A 24,960-nucleotide genomic window follows, 5' to 3' on the forward strand; every position below is an offset into this window, starting at 1 on the left:
TCATCCTGAGCCAGGATCAAACTCTCCATAAAAGAAGTAAGCTTGATAAGCTCATTTTTGATTGGTTAAGCCAATCACTCTGAAGTACTTTTAGTACTCAATTATTGGAATTAACGTTGACATATTGTCATTCAGTTTTCAATGTTCATAATCTATTTTTAAATGGTGGAGACTAGCGGGATCGAACCGCTGACCTCCTGCGTGCAAAGCAGGCGCTCTCCCATCTGAGCTAAGCCCCCATAAGTATTAATAGAAGTCGGGAAGACAGGATTCGAACCTGCGACCCCTTGGTCCCAAACCAAGTGCTCTACCAAGCTGAGCTACTTCCCGTTATTTAAAATGGCGCGCCCGAGAGGAGTCGAACCCCTAGCCTCTTGATCCGTAGTCAAACGCTCTATCCAATTGAGCTACGGGCGCAAAAATAAAAATGGTGCCGAGGACCGGAATCGAACCGGTACGGTAATCACTTACCGCAGGATTTTAAGTCCTGTGCGTCTGCCAGTTCCGCCACCCCGGCAAGAAAAAATAAAAATGGAGCGGAAGACGGGATTCGAACCCGCGACCCCAACCTTGGCAAGGTTGTATTCTACCGCTGAACTACTTCCGCTAAATAATTATTTTTATATATAGTATATTTAAAATGGTGAGCCATAGAGGATTCGAACCTCTGACCCTCTGATTAAAAGTCAGATGCTCTACCAACTGAGCTAATGGCTCTAAAACATGGTGCCGGCCAGAGGACTTGAACCCCCAACCTACTGATTACAAGTCAGTTGCTCTACCAGTTGAGCTAGGCCGGCAAAAATGGTGGAGAATGACGGGTTCGAACCGCCGACCCTCTGCTTGTAAGGCAGATGCTCTCCCAGCTGAGCTAATTCTCCAATTAACAATATCGCCCGGCAACGTCCTACTCTCGCGGAACGTAAGCCCAACTACCATCGGCGCTAAAGAGCTTAACTTCTGTGTTCGGCATGGGAACAGGTGTGACCTCTTTGCTATCGCCACCAGACAATGTTGTTTTGTTTTTGTCTTACCTTATATATTATAAAGAATCCATCAAGGCTTTTCAATAGTAAATTTTACACCTTATTAACTTTCTTTACAAACATCTCGAATTGATATGCGCTTGTTTTCAGCGACCTTTATATAATACACAATTTAGAAACACTCGTCAACACTTTAAGACAAAAAAGTTTACATTTCTTTTAAAAACTTCATCATTCACATTTTGGAGCCTTCAAAAAGTAGAAAACCGCACACAATATGTAATTGTGTACGGCTTTTAGTTACATTTATTTTTGTCTCATATAAGGGAATAGTAATACATCTCTAATAGAAGCAGAGTTTGTTAATAGCATAACTAATCTATCAATACCTATTCCTAAACCACCTGTTGGAGGCATACCATATTCAAGTGCTTCAATAAAGTCATCATCCATTTCATGCGCTTCATCGTTACCTTGATCTTTTTCCTTCATTTGTGCTTCAAATCTTTCACGTTGATCAATTGGATCATTTAATTCAGTAAATGCATTTGCATGCTCTCTACCAACAATAAATAATTCGAATCTATCAGTGAATCTTGGATCTTCAGGATTTTTCTTAGCTAATGGTGATATTTCGATTGGATGTCCATAAATAAATGTAGGTTGAATAAGTTTCTCTTCAACTCTTTGTTCAAAGAATTCATTCAGAATATGACCATATGTCATACGATCTTCTACTTCTATATTATGTTCTTTTGCTAAAGTATGTGCTTCTTCATCAGTTTTAACTTCATAGAAATCTACACCAGTATATTCTTTAACAGCATCAACCATATGCCATCTTCTCCAGTTAGGAGCTAAATCTATAGATTCTTCGCCATATTGTACAGTTGTAGAACCTAATACTTTTTCAGCGATTGCTGCAACCATAGATTCAGTCAAATCCATAATGTCATTGTAATCAGCATACGCTTCATATAATTCAATCATTGTAAATTCAGGATTATGTCTTGTAGATACACCTTCATTACGGAATACTCTTCCAATTTCATATACTTTCTCTAATCCACCTACGATTAATCGTTTCAAGTGTAATTCAATTGCAATTCTCATGTATAAAGTAGCATCCAGCGCATTGTGATGCGTTACAAAAGGACGAGCTGAAGCGCCACCTGCGATTTGGTGCATCATTGGTGTTTCTACTTCTAAGAAACCTTTATTATTTAAGTAAGTTCTCATTTCTTGAATGATTTGACTTCTTGTAATGAATGTTTTAGTTGATTCTTCACTTGTAATTAAATCTAAGTAACGTTGACGGTAACGTTGTTCTATATCTTGTAAACCATGATATTTATCAGGTAATGGACGTAAAGATTTTGTTAAAACAGTAAATTCTTTCGCTTTAACAGATAATTCTCCAGTATTAGTTTTAAACATAACACCTTTTACGCCTACGATATCACCTAAATCTGCATGTTTCCATATTTCAAATTGTTCGTCACCTACTTGGTCTTTACGAACATAGATTTGAATTTGACCAGTAATATCTTTAACATGTGCAAATCCAGCTTTACCTTTACCTCTTTTAGTCATTAAACGACCTGCGATAGCAACAGCTGATTCGTCTTCTTTATCATGTAATTCTTCTTTACTGAATTCGTCCCATTCTTGGTGTAATGATTTAGAGTCCCCACTACGGACAAATTTCTTACCGAAAGGATCGATACCTAAATCTCTTAATTCTTGTAATTTCTCTCTACGAACCAACATTTGGTCATTCATTTCTTCTGACATGATTTTCCACTCCTTATTTAAATTACACTTGTTATTTTATTTAAACCACACGTAGATTATTTACTTTCACCATTATACTTTACTACATGTTCATCGTTTGGCAATAGCTCCCAAATATATTTCTTCGATATAGGTTCCAAAACATTTGAAGCAATGTCATTCAAAGGTATCATCACAAATGCTCTTTCAGTCATTCTTGGGTGAGGCACTTCTAGTTCTGGTGATTGAATAACAGATTGATCATATAATAGAATATCTATATCAATTGTACGTGGTCCCCATCTTTCAACTCGAACACGATGAAGTTGTTGTTCTATCATCATACAAACTTTTAATAATTCTGATGATTCTAATTCAGTTGAGATTTCAATACACATATTCAAAAAATCCGGTTGATCTGTGTATCCTACTGGTTTCGTTTCATATATTGGAGATTCTTGAACAACTTGAATACCATCAATTTCATTCAGCAATTTAACAGCTTCTTGCAGTTGATGTTGCCTATCTCCCATATTACTTCCTAAACCTAAATATGCAGTATGCATTTATCTCTTCCTCACTATCTCAATACCCACACCTTTATAATGTCCAGGTATCGGTGGATTATTTTTAGTAATCTTAACTTTGGTTTCCAATACTCGATTATAGTGCGAAAATAGCTCTTTTGCAATACGTTCAGCAAGATGCTCGATTAATTTTACTGGTTTACCTTCCATTATTTCTTTGACCACTTCAAATACTTCACCGTAGTGAACAGTCTTTTCTAAGTCATCTGTTTCGCCCGCTTGAGAAAGGTCTAAATATAATTCTAAATCTACTACAAATATTTGTCCTAGTTCATTTTCCGCTTCAATTGCACCATGGTATCCGTAAAAAGACATGCCTTCTAATATTATTCTATCCATTTAATTGAATCTCCTTTAAAGCATCTATCGTCTTAGCTACTCTTTTGTTCATTTGTACATTATGGACTCTAACAGCATGGACACCTTTTTCAATTCCGTATGCTGTCGTTGCTGCTGTACCTTCATCACGTTCATCAACTTTACTTTCTCCACCTAATAAGTCATTGATCAATCGCTTACGGCTTGTCGCAAGCAACACATTATAACCTGTAGCGACCAATTCATCTAATCGTGACATGACAATACGCTCTTCTTCTCTAGACTTTGCAAAACCTATACCAGGATCTAGCCAAATATTTTTTTCGGGTATGCCGCAAATTTCTGCTTGGTTTGCTTGTTTTAATAAAGTAAGCAACAATTCTTCCATTACCGGAACCTCTCTCTTGCCGTCGCCGTTATGCATTAACACAATTTCTGCATTATATTCTGCAACGACTTTCAATATATTCGGATCATATAAGCCAGCCCACTGGTCGTTAATCATCGTTACGCCTCTTTTTAAAGATTCTTCAGCAACTTTACTTCTGTATGTATCCACTGAAAGTTGTACATCTAAATCACTGAGCGCTTCTACAACTGGAATGACTCTGTCCAATTCCTCTTCTAAACTCACTTCTGTATAACCTGGGCGAGTAGATACTCCACCGATATCAATAATATCCGCACCTTCTGAGATCAGTTTCTCAGCGTGTTGTCTTGCTTTATCTACGCTATTATATGAACCACCGTCAGAAAATGAATCTGGCGTAACATTTAATATACCCATAATTTTCGTATTCACCAAGATAGTCTTCCTTCCTTTTTCATAGATAAATTTATTATAACAAATTTAAAAAATCACGCCTAAATGAAATAACTTCAAAAGTTATTTATTATAGACGTGATACTTATTATATAATTATTTATTTATCAATTAGTCTTCAAAAGCGTAAAGCGGTGTAGATAGGTAACGTTCACCATTACTTGGAAGAACTGTTACTACTGTTTTGCCTTCACCTAGTTCTTTAGCTTTTTTCAATGCAGCTACAATTGCAGCACCAGATGAAATACCACCTAGGATACCTTCTTCTTTAGCAACTTTTCTAGACATTTCCATCGCTTCTTCATTACCTACTTTAATAACATCGTCATAAACATCTGTGTTTAAAGTGTCTGGTACGAAACCTGCACCTAAACCTTGTAATTTATGAGGACCTGGTGAACCACCGCTTAAAATAGGAGAAGCTTCTGGTTCAATCGCAACTACTTGAATATTAGGATATTTTTCTTTAAGAACTTTACCTGCTCCAGATAAAGTACCACCAGTACCTACACCAGCTAAGAAAGCATCGATTTGAAGACCTTCAAATTGTTCAACAAGTTCAGGACCAGTTGTTAATTCATGGACTTTAGGGTTCGCTGGGTTTTCGAATTGTTGCGGTTCAAAATAGCCTTTTTCTTCTTTTAATTCTTTAGCTTTTTTGATAGCACCTTTCATACCTTCTGCACCAGGTGTTAATACTAATTCAGCGCCATAAGCTTTTAATAAAGCACGACGTTCGCTACTCATTGTATCTGGCATTACAAATACAGCTTTATAACCTTTAGCTGCTGCAACCATTGCTAAACCGATACCTGTGTTACCAGATGTTGGTTCAATAATTGTGTCGCCTGGTTTGATTTTGCCTTCTTTTTCAGCAGCTTCAATCATCGCTAAACCAATTCTATCTTTAACTGAGCTACCTGGGTTTTGATATTCTAATTTTACATAAACGTCTGCTGAACCTTCTTCAACTACTTTGTTTAATTTAACTACAGGTGTGTCTCCAATTAATTCTACAATATTATTTACTCTCTTAGCCATTTACGCTTCACTCCTAAACAGTTTTTATACCCTAGTTTATTTATCGGATATAATGATTATAACAAAACTTCATATAAAGTGAAAGTATTTACTAAATTAAAGTGCATTCTTAAGTTCGATTAATTCTTCTTCGCTATATTGATACTTCGTTCTACAGAAATGACATTCTGCTTCAGCGCCATGATCTTCTTTAATCATTGCATCAATTTCTGCTTCTCCAAGACCTTTAATTGCATTTAAGAATTTTTCTCTAGAACAATTACATTTGAATTCAACATCCATATGGTCGATAATTCTAGTATTTTCTTTTCCTAATACTGTTTCAATTATTTCTTCTGGCGTTAATCCTCTATCGATCAATTTAGATACAGGTTCCATTTGATTAATCTTTTCTTCAATTGCTGAAATTGTTTTTTCAGATGCACCAGGCATAAGTTGAATAATGAAACCTCCTGCCGCTTTAATCGTATTATCAGGATTTACTAATACACCTAAACCAACAGCTGAAGGTACTTGTTCACTTGTTACAAAATAATAAGTGAAATCTTCTCCAAGTTCTCCTGAAACAATTGGTGTAGAACCTGTGAAGTAATCTTTCAATCCGATATCTTTAACGACACTTAACATACCATCTGTTCCAACAGCACGTCTAACATCTAATTTACCTTGATCATTTAACGGGAAATGTGTTTGTGGATTTTGAACGTATCCTCTTACTTCACCTTTTGCATTAGCATCGACCATAATTTTACCAATCGGTCCTCCGCCATCAATTGTTACCGTTAATTTTTCTTCATTTTTCAGCATTGATCCCATCATAACACCAGCTGTCATTGATCTACCTAATGCTGCAGAAGCAGTTGGCCATGTGTAATGGCGTGTTTGTGCTTCTTGTACTGTATTTGTTGTTTGAACAGCAAAAGCTCTCACTTCATCATTGAAAGCTAATCCTCTTACTAAATAATCTTTTGTCATGTTTTATACTCCTTCTTTAAAAAAAGCCCCTCTCAATCAAATTGTTGAAAGGGACTTTTGTGAAATTATTCTTTACGATCTGTCGGTTTATTGTCACCTAGGTCATCGATATTTGGCTCTTGTTCATGAGCTGGTTCGTCTGAATCACTATCTGAATCTGTGTCTTCATTATTTTTTTCATGTGACACTTCTTCTTTTACTTCTTCATATGATTTACCAACTTCATCATCGTCAATATCTAATGTACCTTCTTGTTGCGTTAAGTCACCTTCATATTTATCTTCATCTGAGTCTTCATTTTGGTTAAGATGAGAATCATCATATTTAACTTCTGGTAACTTACCTTCATTGAATAACGATTGAATTTGTTCAGCTACTAATGTTTCTTCTACTAGAAGAGTCTTAGCAATTAATTCTAATTGTGATTTATGTTCAGTTAGAATTTGTTTACAACGTTCGTATTGTTCTTTAATGATACGTTGTACTTCTGAATCAATTTCATAAGCAATTTGGTCTGAGTAATTTGGTTCAGATTGCATATCTTTACCTAAAAATACTTGTCCACTATCAGTACTACCGAATTGTAATGGACCTAATTTTTTACTCATACCATATTCAGTAACCATCTTACGCGCAATGTTTGTTGCACGTTGGAAGTCATTATGAGCACCTGTTGATGCTTCTCCAAAGTTTATTTCTTCAGATACACGACCACCAAGTAAACCTACTATCTTATCTAATAATTCTGGTTCAGTCATAAAGTAACGATCTTCTTTAGGAAGCATCATTGCATATCCACCAGCTTGACCACGTGGAACGATTGTAACTTTATGAACCATTTCTGCTTCATCTAATACACAACCGATAATCGTATGACCTGCTTCGTGATAAGCAACAATATTTTTTTCTTTCTCGGAAATCATTCTTGTTTTCTTAGCTGGACCTGCAATAACTCTATCTGTCGCTTCTTCGATATCTCTCATATCAATTTTCGTTTTGTTAGAACGTGCTGCTACTAATGATGCTTCATTTAACAAGTTCTCTAAGTCTGCACCAGAGAAACCAGGTGTTCTTTGAGAAATCGCTTTTAAGTCAACAGTTTCGTCTAACGGTTTATTACGAGCATGTACTTTAAGTACTGCTTCACGTCCTCTTACATCCGGGCGTCCAACTTGGATTTGTCTATCGAAACGTCCTGGACGTAATAACGCAGGGTCTAAAATATCAGGACGGTTAGTAGCAGCTATCATAATGATACCTTCATTTTCACCGAAGCCATCCATTTCTACTAATAATTGGTTTAATGTTTGTTCACGTTCATCGTGACCGCCACCAACACCAGCGCCACGTTGACGACCAACAGCATCAATCTCATCTATAAAGATAATACATGGTGCATTTTTCTTAGCGTTCTCGAATAAGTCACGCACACGACTTGCACCGACACCAACGAACATCTCAACAAAGTCTGAACCACTGATTGAGAAGAATGGTGTACCCGCTTCACCTGCTACAGCTCTAGCAAGTAATGTTTTACCTGTACCTGGAGGACCAACTAGTAAGACACCTTTTGGAATACGCGCACCCATTTTCTTGAATTTACGATTATCTTTAAGGAAATCAACTATTTCAACTAATTCTTGTTTCTCTTCATCGGCACCTGCTACATCAGAGAATCTAACACGTTTCTTCTGATTATCATATAGCTTGGCTTTTGACTTACCAAAGTTCATTACTCGGCCGCCGCCACCGCCGCCGCCTTGCATTTGGCTTAAGAAGAAGATGAATAAAAATGCAATAATTAAAACTGGGATAAGCGTTGTTAATACACTAACAAACACACTTTGTTTTTCTTCTTCTTTAACATTAAATTTCAAATCATCTTGTTTCTCAGCAGTAGCTGTTATTTTTTTCAAGTCATCTTGGTTATTAAATAAAATAGAAGATGTATATGTTTCATCTTTACCTTTTTTCAATTCACCGCTAACCATATAAACATTCTGTTCTGGTTGAATAGTTAACGTTTTTAAATCGCCTTTTTCTAGCTTCGTCATAAACTCATTATATGTAAGCTGTTTTGGTGATTGTCCATTGCCATTAATGAACTGGAATACACCAAATAGGACGATAGCTAAAAGCGCGATCATTAATATATTACGAAAAGCTTTTTGCATTCAATTTGTCCTCCTACTCAATTAATAAAACTAACAAAAATTTTACCATATTTGTAATTTCATACGCTAGTAATTAAACTTGCTTATACGCATCATTGATATATTTCTGGTTTAAGTGTACCAATGTATGGTAAATTACGATATTTCTCAGCATAATCTAGTCCGTATCCTACTACAAATTCATCAGGAATTTTTTCTCCGACATATTTTGCTTCAATATCTACTTTACGTTTCATTGGTTTGTCTAACAATGTTACGATTTCAATAGAGTTAACATTTCTGTATTTCAATAAATCAACGATAGAATTTAAAGTTGTACCTGTTTCTAAAATATCTTCAATGATAATGACATCTCTATTTTCAACAGAAGTACTTAAGTCTTTTAAAATTTTAACTTCTCCAGTTGATTCTGTACCACCGTGATAACTAGAAACATCCATGAAGTCTATTTCCACATGTGTATCAATGTATTTAATTAAATCAGCCATAAACATGATAGAGCCTTTTAAAATACCTACACAAATAGGTGTCTTCCCATTATAATCCTCTGTGATTTGCTTGCCTAATGTTTTGCATCTTTCTTGAATCTGTTCTTCCGATAATACAACAGACTTAATCGAGTCTTTCATTAAAGTCATCTCCAATATAAGTAATAGTTAGTGCGTTTTTAAAGTTAGAATCTATCCAAAAATCACCAATTGCAATAATGTCATCACCATCTAAAATAATCGGACAATTGTTTCTTTTATGTATGTCAATCTTGTTGTCAATCATGATTCTATTAACTTTTTTGTGATGTTTATTTCCCCGGTTATAATACTGAACACGATCTCCAGACATTCTCGTTCTTACAAATAAAGGCGATGCTATGTCTTTCGCTTCAATTAACCAATTCCCAAATACATATTGTTCATTACGATTTATAAATTTAGAATTTACATTGAACTCAATATCTTCACATAGTAATAATTTATCATATGCTACTATAAACTGCCAATCATCAGATATAGGAATAACGGATTGTTTTGAAAAATTATTAAATACGCGCATCCATTCTTTATATGACTTCTCACTATACCTTCGTTTAACATATTGAACCATTAATTGATCTAATACTTGTACCTTAACTAAATCATTCAGCTGATTAAATGCATACCGATTAATTTCAACATGATCAGACAGTTTTATTTGTTTATTAAAAAAATCATCTGCAGCAGTTATAATTAATTTTCTTGCATCATTCATCCATTGATTTAAATCCAGTAAATGATCTGTTGAAAATTCTTGTCTTTCTTCAATAACAGGCAACAATTGATTTCGTAAATAGTTGCGAGTATATTTACTATCTTTATTTGAATCATCTTCGTAGTACTTAAAATCATTTTCTTGTTGATATTGTTTTATAAATGCTTTGGATACATTTAACAACGGCCTACAAATCATATAATCATTTCTTTTTTGAACTTGTTGAATACCTAAAGGTGCACGGCCAATTCTCCCAGTAAATAGTCGATAAGCAATGGTTTCTTTTTGGTCATCCATATGGTGTGCCGTCAACAATACATCGCTACCGGTTTGTTTCATCATTTGATCAAACCATTCATATCTCATTTGTCTAGAAATATCTTGTATGCTCTTATTGTGACTAACTGTTTCGTTCAAATCTAATGTCTTGATATATATTTCAATATGATGTCTTTCGCAAAATTGTTTAATAAATTCCGCTTCTTCTCGAGAGGCTTCTCTTAAACCATGGTTGACATGTAAACAAATTAACTTATGATATGTGTCTTTATAAGTTGTATTTAACATGTGTAAAAGTGACATGCTATCTATCCCTGTCGAAACAGCTAAAGCTAAATCATCATCTTGTTGCCAAGTTACATTTAGCATGATTACACACCTCAATTTTCAAAAATTCATTTGATCTTGTCAAAATAAAAAGAGGCTCAACTAATTAGCCTCTTTTTATTATAATCCATTATCGTCTTGCACCTTTACCGCCACGACGTGATTCAGTTTGTCTCTTAATAGATGTTAACTTATCCTCACTATCTTTTAAAAAGTTTGATAATTTCTTCTCAAAGTCTTCAGGCTTAGCTTCTTTCTTAGGCGCTTGGCGCTTTGGACGTTCTTTAGCTTTTTTAATAGATAAACTAATCTTTCCATCATCAGCTACTGTTAATACTTTAACTTCTACTTCATCGCCTACAGTTAAATGGTCATTCACGTTCTCGACGTAGTTATCAGCAACTTCACTGATATGCACAAGGCCACTTTTCCCTTCAGGTAATTCAACAAATGCACCAAAATTCTTAATACCTGTAACTTTCCCTTTGACTTTATTGCCTACTTCAATTGACATATTATTACTGTATCCTCCTGATATAAATTCACTTTAACCTTATTATATGCTTCTATACAAAATTATACAACGCCATAAACAGATTATTTATCATTTTCCGCGTCTTTTTTATCTTCTGGTAATTTAAAAATAATTTCACCGTCATTGCTTAAAAAGTATTCGCTTCTCGCAAGTTTTTCTATATATTCTTTATCGTTCAGTCGTTTAATTTGTTCTTTAAGTTCTATCTCTTTATCTTGCAATTTTTCATATGTTACAGCTTTTTCTTTACGCTCTTGTACTAATTCATCATTGCGATTTTTTTGTAGAAACAGCATGATGATCATAATAACGATTATTAACAATAATACTCCACCAAATAAGGTAAGTCGCTTGCGTATCACTTGGCGCGTTTTATTGACAGTCTTTTTTTGTTTATTTTGGGACTGTGTATATTCATTATCTAGATTTTTAATTTTTTGCGCCATTGGTGTACCTCCTTATTTATATAGAATCTTGAATTTTTTCTTCTTTGATAACTTCAAACATTGTCTTAGCATTTTCTTTATTAGCATGTTCAGACAACCCTGTCACTTTAACAACAATTATTCTATTACCTAATCTAATTTCCAATTCATCTTCAACACTTACAGTCGTTCCTGCTTTAGCAACTTGACCATTTACTTTAACTCTACCTTGGTCACTCACTTCTTTAGCAAGTGTACGACGTTTAATCAGTCTAGATACTTTTAAATATTTATCTAATCTCAAATTGTTAAATCTCCTTTATTTATAAATTCTTTTAATGATTGTTCACCGTATCCCTCTAATTTGGTTTTATCATACAACTTCAAAAAGTAATCAGCAAATATTTTTTCTAGTTTCTCACGTTTAACTTTGCCTTCTTTTTGTTTTTCATCATTCCAAATTTTCTTGAGGTCTTCAATATCATTCGCTTCTTGGTCACCAAACACATGTGGATGTCTACGTATCATCTTAGAAGTTAATGTTTGTATCACTTCTCTTACATCAAAGTATGCTTCTTTCTTTCCAATCGCAGCATGTAGCATCACTTGTAACAATATGTCTCCAAGTTCTTCTATCATATGATCAATATCATCTTCATCAATTGCTTCTATTAATTCGAACGCCTCTTCAAGCACATATCGCTTCAATGTTTCATGCGTTTGTACTTTATCCCATGGACAGCCTTCTTCAGACACCAATGTATCAATAGTTTGTTCTAAATATTGAAAATCACCATATAGTTGTTCTTCTTTAGTTATTTTCGGTATGAATAAACTTGTTAAATTTGATAGCTCAGCATGATGGTCCATTTCATACAATGGACATGAAATCACATCAGCTTCACCTAGTCTTGCATTAGAAACGAGTTTCACAGGATGATCGTCTGGATATCTTTCCATCAATGTGACTTTAATATCCGATGCAACCAATTGATCATACACTTGTGTAATAATCGTGTTCGTTCTTATATTTAATGAAGTCTCAGACAAACTCGTTCCGTCTAATAATGTAAATCCGTCATTTGGATCAATATTAACAGCTCTGAACATATCATCTAGAAAGCTTTTCCCACCTAACACGTGTACATCCGGTGCTTTCTCTAATAGGAACTGCGTCGTTGTTTCAGCTACCATTGGGTCACCAGGTACCGCATAAATGATATGTTCATGTTCAGCTTTTTCAATCAATGTATCGACAATTTCAGAATACACATTAAGAAAATCATCGTGCTTTTCATAAATATAATCAAAACCTTGCCAATTTAGGTCTCCTAATTCTTTAACGACTGGATGGTCTAGCGTACGCGCATATATAACATCAGCTGATTGAAGTTTACGGTAAACACCCATTGGCAATTCTTCTAAACTATAATTACCTAAGCCAACAACTAAAATTTGTTGTGCCATATGTTAATTACTCCTTTATTATTTTATCCATTAAAGGCAAATGTTTCCATTCATCTTTTATTAATATTTTCATTTTTATTATACCTATTATGACAACCATTACGCCAACAATACCTGCCATTAACATAATTAATAAACTGGTCATTCTTGTGTGCGTTGGAATGAGCAATACAACTTGTACAAATACAGACATGATTGCAAGTAAAGTGATTACTTTAATCATAAATAAACCCATACGTTGAAATTGATAAAGTTTCATCACACGTACATGCAAAATCAATGTATATATAGCGAGCGACAAGACGGTCGACAAACTTGCACCAAATATACCAAACTGCAGTACAAACCAGTAATTCCCGATTAATTTCGTTACCATACCTATAATGAGTGCAATAAATAATATATTTCTGTTTAATTTCACTTGCAATAATGCTGTATACATGATGATAAATGTCACAAATACAACTGTGAGCATAAAGACGCTCAGTGTGCCGATCAATTCATTCGTCTTAAAGAATACAGTATTTAATAATGGCAGTAAGTTCATTAATCCAAATGCGGCAGCCATACTAAATAACACTGTTATCTTCAACGATGTATTAGCATATTCATTTACAAGTTGATGATTTTTCTTTTGCAGTTGTTCTGTTAACAATGGAATAAGTACAAAACTAAATGTCGTTGTGATGATAAGCCCCATTTGAATCAACGAAGCACCTCTATCAAACACACCCTTTACTTTTATACTCTCATGAAAGCTATATCCATTTTCTTGCAACAAATGTATAAGCGTAAATGAATCTACAATTTGCCATAAGATCAATATCAAATAAGAAATGGCATACAAAATTGTCATCGTCACGATATTTTTAGTGTCTTTCAGCTTTATTTCCCAGGAAAATCTCAATCTAGGCTTTCTTTTAAACCAGAAGTAAATTGCAATACAACTTAATCCCAATACAGATCCACTAATTGCGATTGTGCCAGCTTGATAAATCGAAATATTTAAGCCAACAAACAGCAAAATCGCAGTTAAAATCACACCGACTCTAACGACTTGATCAATAACCTGTGAAACGGCAATAAAGTTCATCTGATGTTTCATTTGATAATACCCTCGTACCATTGAGATAAATACGAGTGGTATTAGCGCTAAACTCGCCATACGAATCATAGGCGTTAAATTCGTATCACCCATCAGTCCACTTATCAATTGTGCACTTAAAAATATCGCAACACTTATCAATAAACAAGTCATTTGTAAGAACCAGAACATGCCTACTATTTCTGATTGTTTACGTTGAATCATCCAGCTACTCATCACACTAGGAAGCGCGTTTAAACTTACAACACTCACAATCGCAACAAGCGGATATACTTGTTGGTATGCATATAACCCTTCATCACCTAAAACATTTTGGTAAGGTACTCTATAAATTGCGCTTAAAATTTTAACAATGACCATCGTACCTGTTAACAACAATACACTATTAAAAATTGGTTTAGATTGTGTCATCGTCTACCAAACTTTCAGTGATCACATTAGTTAAGAATTTCAAATCGTCTAACCATTGTTTTGATTTTTGTAATTTAAACACCATTTGATTGTTCGAAACGGCTATTTTTAGTTTTCTACCGAGTGGTTCAGTAACTTTAAACAACACATCACCTTTTAAATGATTTGTCGTATATTCCGAAGCTGTCAATTGTATCACTTTAGCGACTTCTTTAATTTCTGTAATACCGAAATGAATACCATTCAATCTTACTTCCACAACATCTAATAAACGTTGTACTTCAACAGGGTATTCACCAAAACGATCGATCAATTCATCTTGAATATCTTCCAATTGAGATTGAGTCGTAATCGATCTCAATTTTTTGTACATTTCTATTTTGGCTTGTTCATTCTTAATATATTCTGCAGGAATATAGGCATCTATCTTAATATCTACTTCTAGTTGTGGCACTTCTGATTCTGGTTCAATACCTCTCTTCACATTAACCGCTTCTTCTAACATTTGAGAATATAAGTCATAACCTACAGAATCTATGAAGCCATGTTGTTGACTACCTAATAGATTTCCAGCTCCACGAATATTCAAATCACGCATGGCAATTTTAAATCCTGAACCTAGTTCTGTAAATTCTTTGATAGCTTGTAGTCTTTGCTCCGCAACTTCAGTCAGGACTTTATTTTGTTCATGTAAGAAATATGCATAACCAATTCGACTAGAACGGCCTACTCGTCCACGCAACTGATACAATTGACTCAATCCAAATCTATTAGCATCTTCAATAATCAATGTATTAGCATTTGGAACATCGACACCCGTTTCAATAATCGTCGTTGTCACTAAAATATCGTATTCTCCATCGACAAAATTCAACATCGTTTCTTCTAGTTCTCGTTCTGTCATCTGTCCATGAGCAACGCCAATTCTCGCATTAGGCATAAGCATAGATAACTGTTCACTCTTTTGATATATAGACTGCACACGGTTATATAAGTAGAATGCTTGTCCACCACGTGAAAGTTCACGTTCTAGCGCTTCTTTAACGAAACTCATATTCTGTTCTAATACATACGTTTGAACAGGGAATCTGTTTTCAGGTGGTGTTTCAATAACAGATAAATCTCTAACACCTAATAAACTCATATGAAGTGTTCTCGGAATTGGTGTAGCTGTTAAAGTAAGAACGTCTACATTTGTCTTTAATGCTTTAATTCTTTCTTTATGTTTCACACCAAATCTTTGCTCTTCATCGACGATTAATAATCCTAAATCTTTATATTCAACATCTTTACTCAGTAATTTATGTGTGCCTACAACAATATCTACAAATCCAGATTTGATACCAGCTTTCGTCTCTTTAACTTGTTTAGGCGTTCTAAATCTGCTCATCATTTGAATTTCTACAGGATATTCTTGCATACGTTCTCTGAATGTTTCAAAATGCTGTTGGGCAAGAATCGTTGTTGGTACGAGCACAGCTACTTGTTTACCTTCCAAGACTGCTTTAAATGCAGCTCTTATTGCTACCTCAGTCTTACCATATCCAACATCACCACAAAGCAGTCTATCCATCGGTCTTCTTTTTTCCATATCTGCTTTAATTTCTTCTAAAGAAGTGACTTGGTCAGGCGTAGGTTCATATGGAAAGTCCATTTCAAATGTCATTTGTTCTTCAGTATCCGGACCGTATTGATAGCCTTCAACTTGTTCTCTCTCTTGATAAAGTTTCAACAGTTCATCCGCAATGTCTTCCACATTTTTTTGAACTTTAGCTTTCGTTTTTTTCCATTCTGTACCGCCAAGTTTATTCACCTTTGGCTCTTTATCATCGGAACCAACAAACTTTTGTACATCATTCATTTGATCAACAGGTACAAATAATTGATCGGTACCTTTATATTGAATCTTAATATAATCTTTATGAATACCGGATACTTCTAATGTTTCAACACCTAAATATTTACCAACACCATGATGTACGTGTACAACATAATCTCCTACATTCAATTCTTGGTAAGATTTTATTTTTTCAGCGTTAGATAACTTTTGTCTTCTTTTAGATTGTTTTCTTTCACGTGCTTTGAAAAGTTCTTTTTCTGTCACGACGACAAGTTTCATATAAGGTAATTCAAATCCTTCTGAAAGCGCGCCATCTGTTACGACAGCTTGTCCTCGATCACCGACTTGTTCTACTCTATCTATAACTGTTGGAATTTTCATGTCGTTTAACATACTTTGAATACGGGACTTTCTCGTTTCAGATTCTGCTAATAACACGACCGTGAATCCTTGCTTCATAAAACGATCAAACTCGGATTGCATAATGTCGTATTGTCCATAGAACCTTTGAACAGGTTTACATGAGAATTTCACCATCTCTTCAATTTCAACTGGCATACTTGCAGTAAATAAAGTGAAATAGGCAATTTTATGTTGATGCAACAGTTCTGTAAAAGCATGTTCAGAAATAAAGCGTTGACCAATAAATCCTTGTCCTGATTCTATAAGCGATTGCGTAAATTCTTCGATTTCAACGTCTAATGAATGTTCAGTTTCTTTAATTCGATTATATTCGTCTACAACAACAAGTGCATCATCCGCAAAATAATCTGTTAAAGTTGTGATTTCATCATACATAAACGAAATCACACGTCTTAAAATTTGATGATCTTTCAATTCATCACTTTGCATCAATATCGTTTGATACGTATCTTTTAAGTCGGGACGCATTTCAGTAGCTAATTGTTGTCTTGTCTTTTCATAAGCATCTTCCATACGTTCTGGGAGTTGGCTAATTTGTTCACTTGTAAAAATATAATCACTAGCCGTTGTAATTTCAACTTGTTCGACATTACCTAAAGAGCGTTGTGTTTCAACATCAAATAATCTCATTCCGTCTACTTCAGTATCAAACAATTCAATTCGGACTGGATCTCCAGTTACCGGATAGATATCAATCAACCCACCACGAATTGAGAACTCACCAACTGCTGATACTAACGATTGCCTCTTATAGCCCATATCAACCAATTGATTAGCCCATTCATCTAAATCAATATCATCACCAATTTGAATCGATTTATAATGTTCATTCCAAATATGCTTCGGTGTTAATTGTTTTTTCAAGCCGTTTATCGGCACGATAAATAAGCCCTTCTTCCCTTGAGCAAGTTGGGTTAATGTTCTGATACGTTCACTCATTAAATCGGGACTTTGCGTCGAGAACGCTTCTATCATAATATCTTGTACAGGAAACTTAAATACTTCTTCAGCTGGTAATAATTGAAGAATATCTGCTTCTAATTTATCCGCCTGATACAAGTTATTTGTGACGATAACGAGTTGTTTATCGTTTTTAAGGTATTGTTCTAATATGAGTAACGCTTTACTCGACTGATTAAGTCCTGTTATGAGTATGTTCTTTTCTCCAAATATTTGTGTTAATTCTTGAAATCGTTCATCTGCTTGTATGATTTCATGGATAACATGTTTCATATAACTTCACCATTATACTGGTTCATCACATTCTGAAAAGTTTCGCCTTTAATTAAAGCTTCACAAGCATCTGCTGCGCGATCGATCACTTTTTCCATTGTAATCATTTCATCATCAGAGAACTTTTGAAGCACATAACTCGGTACACTCATGCCATTTGTAGGACGATCAATTCCGATTCTTATACGGTTAAAACGATCTGTCCCTAAATGTTGAATTAAAGACTTCATACCATTATGACCACCAGCACTTCCTTTCTGACGTAGTCTCAAATGACCTTGAGACTGGTCCATGTCATCATAGAGTACAACTAGATCCTCTATATCTATATTATAATAATCCATTAGTGGTCTTACAGCTTCACCTGATAAATTCATGAAAGTCATAGGCTCAATGAGCATTACTTTTTCACCATTTATAAGCCCTATTGTATATGCGCCTTTAAATTTTTGCTTATCTAAATCTAATTGATGACGATCAAGTAATTTATCAACTACTTCAAAGCCAATATTATGACGTGTTAAGTCATATTTCTTTCCGATATTTCCAAGTCCAACAATACATTTCATGTTGTAACCTCCATATTAATTCTAAGTATATATTATAGCATTTTTGTGATTTATTTCATCTATCTATACTTAAATAAAAAAACCCAACACAAATGTGTTGGGTTGAAGATTTAAAAAATATTATTTTTCTTCTTCTGATTCTTCTTTTTCAGCTTCTTCTTCTGCTACTGCATCAGCTTCTTCAGCTGCAGTTTCTTCAGCATCTTCAGCAGGTTCTTCTGTTGGAGGAACTACTGTTACAACTGCTTCTTCTTTATCGTTTTCGATAGTGTATTTACCAGTTGCATCTAAGTCGCCTACTAAGTAGCTATCACCAATAGCTAATTCTGTAATATCAACTTCGATATTTTCAGGAATTGCATCTGGAGTAGTTGTAACTTGTAAGTCGAATAATGGTTGTTGAACTACGCCACCTTCAGAAGCACCAACTGATTCACCTACTAATACTACAGGTACGTCTACAGTTAATTCTTCTTTCATGTTGATAGCTAAGAAGTCAACGTGAGTGATTTGATTTTTAAGAGAATCGTATTGATAATCTGAAACCATAACTTTGATTGTTTTTGAACCAACACCTAATTCGATAACGCCGTTACGTCCAACTTCACGAATTGTTTTGATGAATTCAACTTCATCAACTTTAACAGATGTATTTTTAGCACCGTAACCGTATACGACCGCTGGAATAACACCTGAAGCTCTTAATTTACGTAAACTAGAACGAGTTTGTTTACCTTGACGGATAACTGACTTTAATGAAGTCATTATCTTTTCCACCTTTCATTTATGCGCGATACGCGCTCCTACACTTACCCATCAACAATAATTGCTGCTTGTAAGTGGTTATTTAGTCCATAAAAATGAACCGTTTATTATTATACACGAATATTATAAATTAATCAAATAGCACACTAACAGATTCTTGTTCATATACTCTAACAATTGCTTGTGCTAATAATTCTGCTACAGACAATTCTTTAACGTTTGCAGGTTTTCTATCTTCTGGTAATTGAATAGAGTTTGTAACAACTAATTCTTTAATTTGAGAATTTTCGATACGTTCTTTTGCTGGTCCTGATAATACAGGGTGTGTACAACAAGCATAAACTTCTTTTGCACCTTTTTTAACAAGTGCATCTGCTGCTAATGTAATTGTTCCAGCTGTATCAATAATATCGTCGATAATGATGGCAGTCTTACCATTAATATCTCCAACAATATTCATAACTTCTGCTACGTTCGGTTTCGGACGACGTTTATCAATAATAGCGATAGGTGTTTTTAGACGGTCAGCCATTTTACGCGCTCTTGTTACGCCACCATGGTCAGGTGAAACAACTACTGTTGATTCAGGATCTAAACCTTTTTCTAAGAAGTAATTTGATAAAATTGGTACGCCCATTAAATGATCAATCGGTATGTCAAAGAACCCTTGAATTTGAGGTGCATGTAGATCAAGTGCTATCATTCTGCTTGCGCCAGCTTTTTCAATAATATTTGCCACAAGTTTAGCAGTGATTGGTTCACGGCTTCTAGCTTTACGGTCTTGTCTTGCATAACCATAATAAGGCATTACAATATTAATATTTGCTGCTGATGCACGTTTACAAGCATCAATCATAATTAATAATTCCATCAAGTGTTCATTCACTGGGTTTGATGTTGGTTGAATAATAAACACATCACAACCACGGATACTTTCTTCAATATTAATTTGAACTTCACCATCAGCAAATCTCTTAACTGTAGATTTACCTAATGGAATCCCTACTAAATTGGCAACTTCTTGTGCTAATGGTTGGTTACCTTCAAGCGAAAATATTTTTAATGAAGAGTTCTTATATTCAGTGTTCAACATTTCTGTTCCTCCGATATCATTTTGACTCATGTTTTGACGGCTCCTTTTATTTCGTTTTATAATATCCTTCTTTAGTCGTTTGTCTAGCGCGACCTAGCGCCAAGCTTTCATTTGGTACATCATCTGTAATTGTTGACCCTGCTGCTATGAATGATCCATCTCCAATTTCTACTGGTGCAACTAGATTTGAATTACATCCAATAAAGGCATCATCTCCTATAACCGTACGGAATTTATTCACGCCATCATAATTTACAGTGATAGAACCACAACCAATATTTGTTCTTGCACCTACTTCTGCATCTCCGATATAACTTAAGTGTGAAACTTTAGCACCATCTTTCAAGACAGCCTTTTTAGTTTCAACAAAGTTACCAATTTTCGTATCTTTGCCTAGTTCAGAACCTGGTCTTAATTGTGCAAATGGTCCTACTGTAGCGTTTTCGCCTACAACTGAATCTGTAATAACAGATTGTTTAATTGTAGCATCATCTTTAATTGTACTATTTTTGATGTCAGAATTCATTCCTATCGTAACATTTTTTCCTATAATTGTTGTGCCAGAAAGTCTTACGCCTGGTTCTACAACTGTATCTTCACCAATTACGACTTGTTTCCCGATATAAGTTGTAGCTGGATCAATAATTGTTACGCCATTTAGCATATGTTGATGATTAATACGTTCTTTCATTTTCTGTTCTGCTTTCGCAAGTTGAACTCTATCATTCACACCCATAATGCCGTCAACATCGTTCGTAATAAAAGCAGAAACTTTTTCATTTTCTTCTTTTAGGATGCGAATCACATCCGGTAGATAATATTCACCTTGTGCGTTATCATTGTTTACTTTTTCGAGTGTTTCAAATAACTTTTCATTATCAAAAGCAAATATACCAGAACTTATTTCATTAACTTCAGCTTCGGCAGAAGAAGCATCTTTTTGTTCGACAATTCCAGAAACCAAACAATTTTCATCGCGAATGATTCTACCGTAACCAAACGGGTTATCAACTTTTGCAGACAACACAGTTGCTACTGCACTTTCGGACTCATGAAAATCTAATAAGTTTTTAATCGTTTCGTCACTGATTAACGGTGTGTCTCCACATACAACAATTGTTGTGCCTTTTTCAGTACCTAATATATCTTTAGCAGTCTTTACTGCATGTGCTGTTCCTAATTGTTCTTCTTGATGTACAAACTGAGATGCATGACCGATTGTTTCTTTGACTTTTTCAGCACCATGCCCAACAACTGTTACGACTTTATCAACACCTGCATTTTTCACGCTATCTATAACATGTTGAACCATTGCTTCTCCAGCTACTGTATGTAGTACTTTATAAAGTTTAGATTTCATTCTTGTACCTTTACCAGCAGCTAATACAACTGCATATTTTTGCATTGCAAATACCTCCATTTATACACACTTTAGTCTATTATAATTTAATTGACCGCATAGTATCAAGAAAGACTTCAAGTAAACGTTTCCTTATTAATACATCCATTATCATGATGCATAAAAAAACAGCAGCCAAAATCACAAGATTTTAACTACTGTTTATTAATATACGTGAGCTGAGTACTTTAAATATCGTTATTCTTCTTCACTGTCTGATGCTTCATTGCTATCCTCTGAATTTGAGGCTTCTTGAGCTGATTTTGGAATAATGACTTCATCTGTTTCATCATATACTTTCATAACCGCTTCTTGAATTTCCTGTCTCATTTCAGAATTAATGGGATGCGCAATATCTCTAAATTCCCCATCTGGCGTACGCTTACTAGGCATAGCCACAAACAGTCCTGAATTTCCCTCGATTACTCTTAAGTCGTGAATAACAAAAGCGTCATCTAATGTTATAGAAACTAATGCTTTCATTCTTCCATCCGTTTGAATTTTTCTTAATCTCACATCTGTTACCTTCATGATTTGTGTGCCCCCTGTTTTGTCTATTTAAAGTAGCAGCATCATATTAATTGAAGTTAGTTATTTATTTTTGCAATCATTTCGATTTCAACTTTTACATCTTTCGGTAAACGTGCAACTTCCACACAACTTCTAGCAGGCAAATGTTCATTAAAATATTCGCCGTATACGGCATTGATGTCTTGGAAATCGTTCATATCTTTTATGAAAATTAAAGATTTAACGACACTATCTAAAGATGCGCCACTTTCTTGAAGTACGACTTTTAAATTTTCTAGTACTTGCTTAGTTTGTTCTTTGACATCTTCAGAAACGACTTCACCTTGTTGATTTAATGGTATTTGACCAGAAGTAAATACTAAATTATCTACTACTACTGCATGGCAATATGGTCCTAAAGCTTCTGGAGCGTTTGTTGCGTTAATACTTTTCATGTTGATTACTCTCCTTTTAATTAAATCTTTTTAAACAGTTGCCTTCTTCTACTGAAAATTGTTGATTGTACTCGTCTACGTCAGATAACCTAACTAAAGATGTATAATCTTCAATCAATCGATGTTTAACTTCTTTTGATTCTACAAGTACTGATACCCCTTTTACTGTAGCTTTAAACTCATTCATCAAATTGATTACACCATTAATAGATCCGCCTGCTCTCATAAAGTCATCAACAATCAATACATTCGAATATTCAGGCAATGTTCTTTTTGATAAAACCATTGTCTCAATCTTCCTAGAAGATCCAGACACATAGTTAATCGATACCGTAGATCCTTCTGTTACTTTATTGTCTTTTCTTATAACCACAACTGGCAAATTAAGTACTTTCGCCACGGCATTTGCTAAAGAAATACCCTTTGTTGCTATTGTAACTACCGCATCAAGTTCTTCATCCATGTACATTGTAGCGATTAATTCCCCTACTTGATTTAATAGTTTAGGATTCCCTACTAAATCTGACATAAATAAATAGCCACCTGGCAACAGTCTTTCTTTTTCTTTTAGTAATTCACACAATTTTTCAATCAATTCACGTGCTTCTTCGACGTACATTTTAGGGCGGTAAGTTACGCCACCACTTGCACCGGCAGTCGTTTCTATAATACCAAGTCTCTCAGCAGTAAACGTTTCTTTAATAATTTGTATGTCTTCACTAATAGACGACTTTGCCTGACCAAAATGATTCACAAAATAAGTCAACGGCACTAACTCGTTCGGATGTTTCAATAAATATTGTGTCATATAAACGATTCTTTCACTTCGTTTAAACCTCATTTATAAAACTCCAATCTCTATTCCGTATTTTAAGCTTAATTATACTATAATCGTTCGCATTCCTCAAAGCTATCCGAGCAGTCTCGCGATGTATACATCGTTACAACATCCCATCAAAGCATTATATACTTGCTTAGCTTGTCTTTCTTTTTGAACAAAGCCATATATAGTCGGGCCACTGCCACTCATCAAAGCAGCATCTACACCAGTATTACTCATAGTATTCTTCAATTTCTCAACCTCTGGATATAGTTGCATCGTGACTTTTTCGAGGCTATTACCGAGCGACTGACACATTAAGGCATAATCGTTATTTTCAATTGCCTTAAGACATGCTTGTGTTTGTACTTCATCCTTGTTTTCTAAATCTAACGCACCGTATATTTCAGGCGTTGAAACACCTATATCTGGTTTCGCGATAACGACCCATGCTGAAGGTGGTTTAGGTAAGTGCGTAATTTTCTCACCTCTACCTTGGCATAAAGCTGTTTTTCCATAAATACAAAACGAAATATCAGATCCAATTTCTGAAGCTAGCTCACTTAATGTTTCTAAAGATTCATTAATTCCCCATAATTCATTCAAACCTCTAAAAGTAGCGGCTGCATCACTTGATCCACCAGCTAAACCTGCTGAAATCGGAATGCTTTTTTCTAATGAAATCTTCACACCTTTTTTAATATTGTATCTATCTTGCATCAATTTTGCTGCTTTATATGCTAAATTTCTATGATCACTTGGTACAAAATTATGTTCTACATCAATAATGATTTCACCATCGTCTCTACACTCAAATGTTAATCGGTCATTTAAGTCGATGGTCGTCATAATCATTTCCACTTCATGATACCCATCTTCACGTTTATATAACGTTTCTAATGTTAAATTAATTTTTGCTGGTGCAGTTTCATAAATCATATACTTGCCCTCTCTAAAACTTATTATTATGATTTTACCATAAATAAAAGTTAGAAAGTATTAGCTTTATTCTATTTTTTGGCATAATAAAAAACCCTACGCCATATCACAGTCATATCGCGTAGAGTTTTTTATTAAATACTTTTAATTATTGAACGATGAATTCTTCTTTATGTTCATTCATAAAAGTTACTTGGACATTCTCAGTTAATACATCAGTGTATGTATAAGATACACGCTCAAAATTATGTTTCTCTTGATCTAATTCGACCACGAAAACTGATGGATACGTTTCCTTAAGCACGCCACTTCGCTCAATTAACTTCTTACGTCCTCCATTAGCTTTAAGTACAATACGATTTCCTAATTGACATTCCAATATTTTTTTGATGTCTACTAAAGTCTTCGGCATATTGACCCACCTCGCTATAGATAAAATTATA

The 24,960-nt window shown here is 34.7% G+C and carries 24 protein-coding genes, 8 tRNA genes and 1 rRNA gene; all 33 read right to left on the minus strand.

Going from position 1 to position 24,960, the window contains the following annotated elements:
• Positions 1-163: 163 nt before the first annotated feature.
• A tRNA-Ala gene (locus LQ694_RS14670) sits at positions 164-239 on the minus strand.
• A 17-nt stretch (positions 240-256) separates the two neighbouring features.
• Positions 257-330: transfer RNA gene (locus LQ694_RS14675), tRNA-Pro, on the minus strand.
• Between the two features lie 10 nt (positions 331-340).
• A tRNA-Arg gene (locus LQ694_RS14680) sits at positions 341-417 on the minus strand.
• An 11-nt stretch (positions 418-428) separates the two neighbouring features.
• Positions 429-517 (minus strand) — tRNA-Leu (locus LQ694_RS14685).
• 15 nt (positions 518-532) lie between these two features.
• A tRNA-Gly gene (locus LQ694_RS14690) sits at positions 533-607 on the minus strand.
• Positions 608-641: 34 nt separating this feature from the next.
• Positions 642-717: transfer RNA gene (locus LQ694_RS14695), tRNA-Lys, on the minus strand.
• A gap of 7 nt (positions 718-724) precedes the next feature.
• Positions 725-800 (minus strand) — tRNA-Thr (locus tag LQ694_RS14700).
• Between the two features lie 5 nt (positions 801-805).
• Positions 806-881, minus strand: a tRNA-Val gene (locus LQ694_RS14705).
• A gap of 13 nt (positions 882-894) precedes the next feature.
• Positions 895-1,009: ribosomal RNA gene (rrf, locus tag LQ694_RS14710) — 5S ribosomal RNA — on the minus strand.
• A 283-nt stretch (positions 1,010-1,292) separates the two neighbouring features.
• Positions 1,293-2,780 carry a lysine--tRNA ligase gene (lysS, locus tag LQ694_RS14715; protein ID WP_049320994.1) on the minus strand — a complete coding sequence of 496 codons (1,488 nt, stop codon included), beginning with the start codon at positions 2,778-2,780 and terminating at the stop codon, positions 1,293-1,295.
• Positions 2,781-2,836: 56 nt separating this feature from the next.
• On the minus strand, positions 2,837-3,325 hold the full coding sequence (folK, locus tag LQ694_RS14720) for a 2-amino-4-hydroxy-6-hydroxymethyldihydropteridine diphosphokinase (protein WP_058612156.1): 489 nt from the start codon (positions 3,323-3,325) through the stop codon (positions 2,837-2,839).
• Positions 3,326-3,685: a dihydroneopterin aldolase gene (gene folB / locus LQ694_RS14725; RefSeq protein ID WP_096792161.1), complete on the minus strand. Its 360-nt coding sequence runs from the start codon at positions 3,683-3,685 to the stop codon at positions 3,326-3,328. It lies immediately after the preceding gene.
• Entirely contained in the window at positions 3,678-4,469 is a 792-nt protein-coding gene (folP, locus tag LQ694_RS14730) for a dihydropteroate synthase (RefSeq protein WP_096792160.1), read from the minus strand. Before folP ends, folB begins: the two co-directional genes overlap by 8 nt.
• Positions 4,470-4,598: 129 nt before the next feature.
• Complete coding sequence (gene cysK / locus LQ694_RS14735) at positions 4,599-5,528, minus strand: cysteine synthase A (RefSeq protein WP_058612157.1); 930 nt, start codon at positions 5,526-5,528, stop codon at positions 4,599-4,601.
• Between the two features lie 96 nt (positions 5,529-5,624).
• Positions 5,625-6,503, minus strand: a complete 879-nt coding sequence (gene hslO / locus LQ694_RS14740; protein ID WP_058592437.1) for an Hsp33 family molecular chaperone HslO — start codon at positions 6,501-6,503, stop codon at positions 5,625-5,627.
• A 65-nt stretch (positions 6,504-6,568) separates the two neighbouring features.
• Entirely contained in the window at positions 6,569-8,677 is a 2,109-nt protein-coding gene (ftsH, locus tag LQ694_RS14745; protein WP_058612158.1) for an ATP-dependent zinc metalloprotease FtsH, read from the minus strand.
• Between the two features lie 92 nt (positions 8,678-8,769).
• Entirely contained in the window at positions 8,770-9,306 is a 537-nt protein-coding gene (hpt, locus tag LQ694_RS14750; protein WP_025905559.1) for a hypoxanthine phosphoribosyltransferase, read from the minus strand.
• Positions 9,290-10,570 (minus strand): tRNA lysidine(34) synthetase TilS, encoded by a 1,281-nt coding sequence (tilS, locus tag LQ694_RS14755; RefSeq protein ID WP_058612159.1) that lies wholly within the window; start codon positions 10,568-10,570, stop codon positions 9,290-9,292. The genes hpt and tilS overlap by 17 nt, the downstream gene beginning before the upstream one ends.
• Positions 10,571-10,658: 88 nt before the next feature.
• Positions 10,659-11,042: a S1 domain-containing RNA-binding protein gene (locus LQ694_RS14760; protein ID WP_025905561.1), complete on the minus strand. Its 384-nt coding sequence runs from the start codon at positions 11,040-11,042 to the stop codon at positions 10,659-10,661.
• 83 nt (positions 11,043-11,125) lie between these two features.
• Positions 11,126-11,509 (minus strand): FtsB family cell division protein, encoded by a 384-nt coding sequence (locus LQ694_RS14765; protein WP_025905562.1) that lies wholly within the window; start codon positions 11,507-11,509, stop codon positions 11,126-11,128.
• 16 nt (positions 11,510-11,525) lie between these two features.
• Positions 11,526-11,792, minus strand: a complete 267-nt coding sequence (locus LQ694_RS14770; protein ID WP_037590337.1) for an RNA-binding S4 domain-containing protein — start codon at positions 11,790-11,792, stop codon at positions 11,526-11,528.
• Entirely contained in the window at positions 11,789-12,955 is a 1,167-nt protein-coding gene (locus tag LQ694_RS14775) for a MazG nucleotide pyrophosphohydrolase domain-containing protein (protein ID WP_058612160.1), read from the minus strand. Before LQ694_RS14775 ends, LQ694_RS14770 begins: the two co-directional genes overlap by 4 nt.
• A gap of 7 nt (positions 12,956-12,962) precedes the next feature.
• Positions 12,963-14,471, minus strand: coding sequence for a polysaccharide biosynthesis protein (locus LQ694_RS14780; RefSeq protein WP_058612161.1), 1,509 nt, complete (start codon positions 14,469-14,471; stop codon positions 12,963-12,965).
• Positions 14,458-17,967, minus strand: coding sequence for a transcription-repair coupling factor (gene mfd / locus LQ694_RS14785; RefSeq protein WP_096792158.1), 3,510 nt, complete (start codon positions 17,965-17,967; stop codon positions 14,458-14,460). Before mfd ends, LQ694_RS14780 begins: the two co-directional genes overlap by 14 nt.
• Entirely contained in the window at positions 17,964-18,536 is a 573-nt protein-coding gene (gene pth / locus LQ694_RS14790; RefSeq protein ID WP_048541954.1) for an aminoacyl-tRNA hydrolase, read from the minus strand. Before pth ends, mfd begins: the two co-directional genes overlap by 4 nt.
• A 120-nt stretch (positions 18,537-18,656) precedes the next feature.
• Positions 18,657-19,301, minus strand: coding sequence for a 50S ribosomal protein L25/general stress protein Ctc (locus tag LQ694_RS14795; RefSeq protein ID WP_048541952.1), 645 nt, complete (start codon positions 19,299-19,301; stop codon positions 18,657-18,659).
• A gap of 130 nt (positions 19,302-19,431) precedes the next feature.
• A complete protein-coding gene (locus LQ694_RS14800) occupies positions 19,432-20,394 on the minus strand; it encodes a ribose-phosphate diphosphokinase (protein ID WP_048541971.1) in 963 nt (320 codons plus the stop codon).
• 46 nt (positions 20,395-20,440) lie between these two features.
• Positions 20,441-21,799, minus strand: a complete 1,359-nt coding sequence (glmU, locus tag LQ694_RS14805; protein WP_070369400.1) for a bifunctional UDP-N-acetylglucosamine diphosphorylase/glucosamine-1-phosphate N-acetyltransferase GlmU — start codon at positions 21,797-21,799, stop codon at positions 20,441-20,443.
• Positions 21,800-21,991: 192 nt separating this feature from the next.
• The gene (spoVG, locus tag LQ694_RS14810) at positions 21,992-22,324 is read right to left on the minus strand and encodes a septation regulator SpoVG (protein WP_049320975.1); all 333 of its coding nucleotides are present in this window, start codon (positions 22,322-22,324) and stop codon (positions 21,992-21,994) included.
• A gap of 56 nt (positions 22,325-22,380) precedes the next feature.
• Positions 22,381-22,758, minus strand: coding sequence for a RidA family protein (locus LQ694_RS14815; protein ID WP_049320973.1), 378 nt, complete (start codon positions 22,756-22,758; stop codon positions 22,381-22,383).
• Between the two features lie 16 nt (positions 22,759-22,774).
• Positions 22,775-23,599 carry a pur operon repressor gene (gene purR / locus LQ694_RS14820; protein ID WP_025905573.1) on the minus strand — a complete coding sequence of 275 codons (825 nt, stop codon included), beginning with the start codon at positions 23,597-23,599 and terminating at the stop codon, positions 22,775-22,777.
• A gap of 69 nt (positions 23,600-23,668) precedes the next feature.
• A complete protein-coding gene (ispE, locus tag LQ694_RS14825; RefSeq protein WP_196968746.1) occupies positions 23,669-24,517 on the minus strand; it encodes a 4-(cytidine 5'-diphospho)-2-C-methyl-D-erythritol kinase in 849 nt (282 codons plus the stop codon).
• A gap of 148 nt (positions 24,518-24,665) precedes the next feature.
• Entirely contained in the window at positions 24,666-24,929 is a 264-nt protein-coding gene (gene veg / locus LQ694_RS14830) for a biofilm formation stimulator Veg (protein ID WP_025905575.1), read from the minus strand.
• Between the last annotated feature and the right edge of the window lie 31 nt (positions 24,930-24,960).

Source organism: Mammaliicoccus sp. P-M58, from assembly GCF_022386165.1.
GTDB lineage: Bacteria > Bacillota > Bacilli > Staphylococcales > Staphylococcaceae > Mammaliicoccus > Mammaliicoccus sciuri.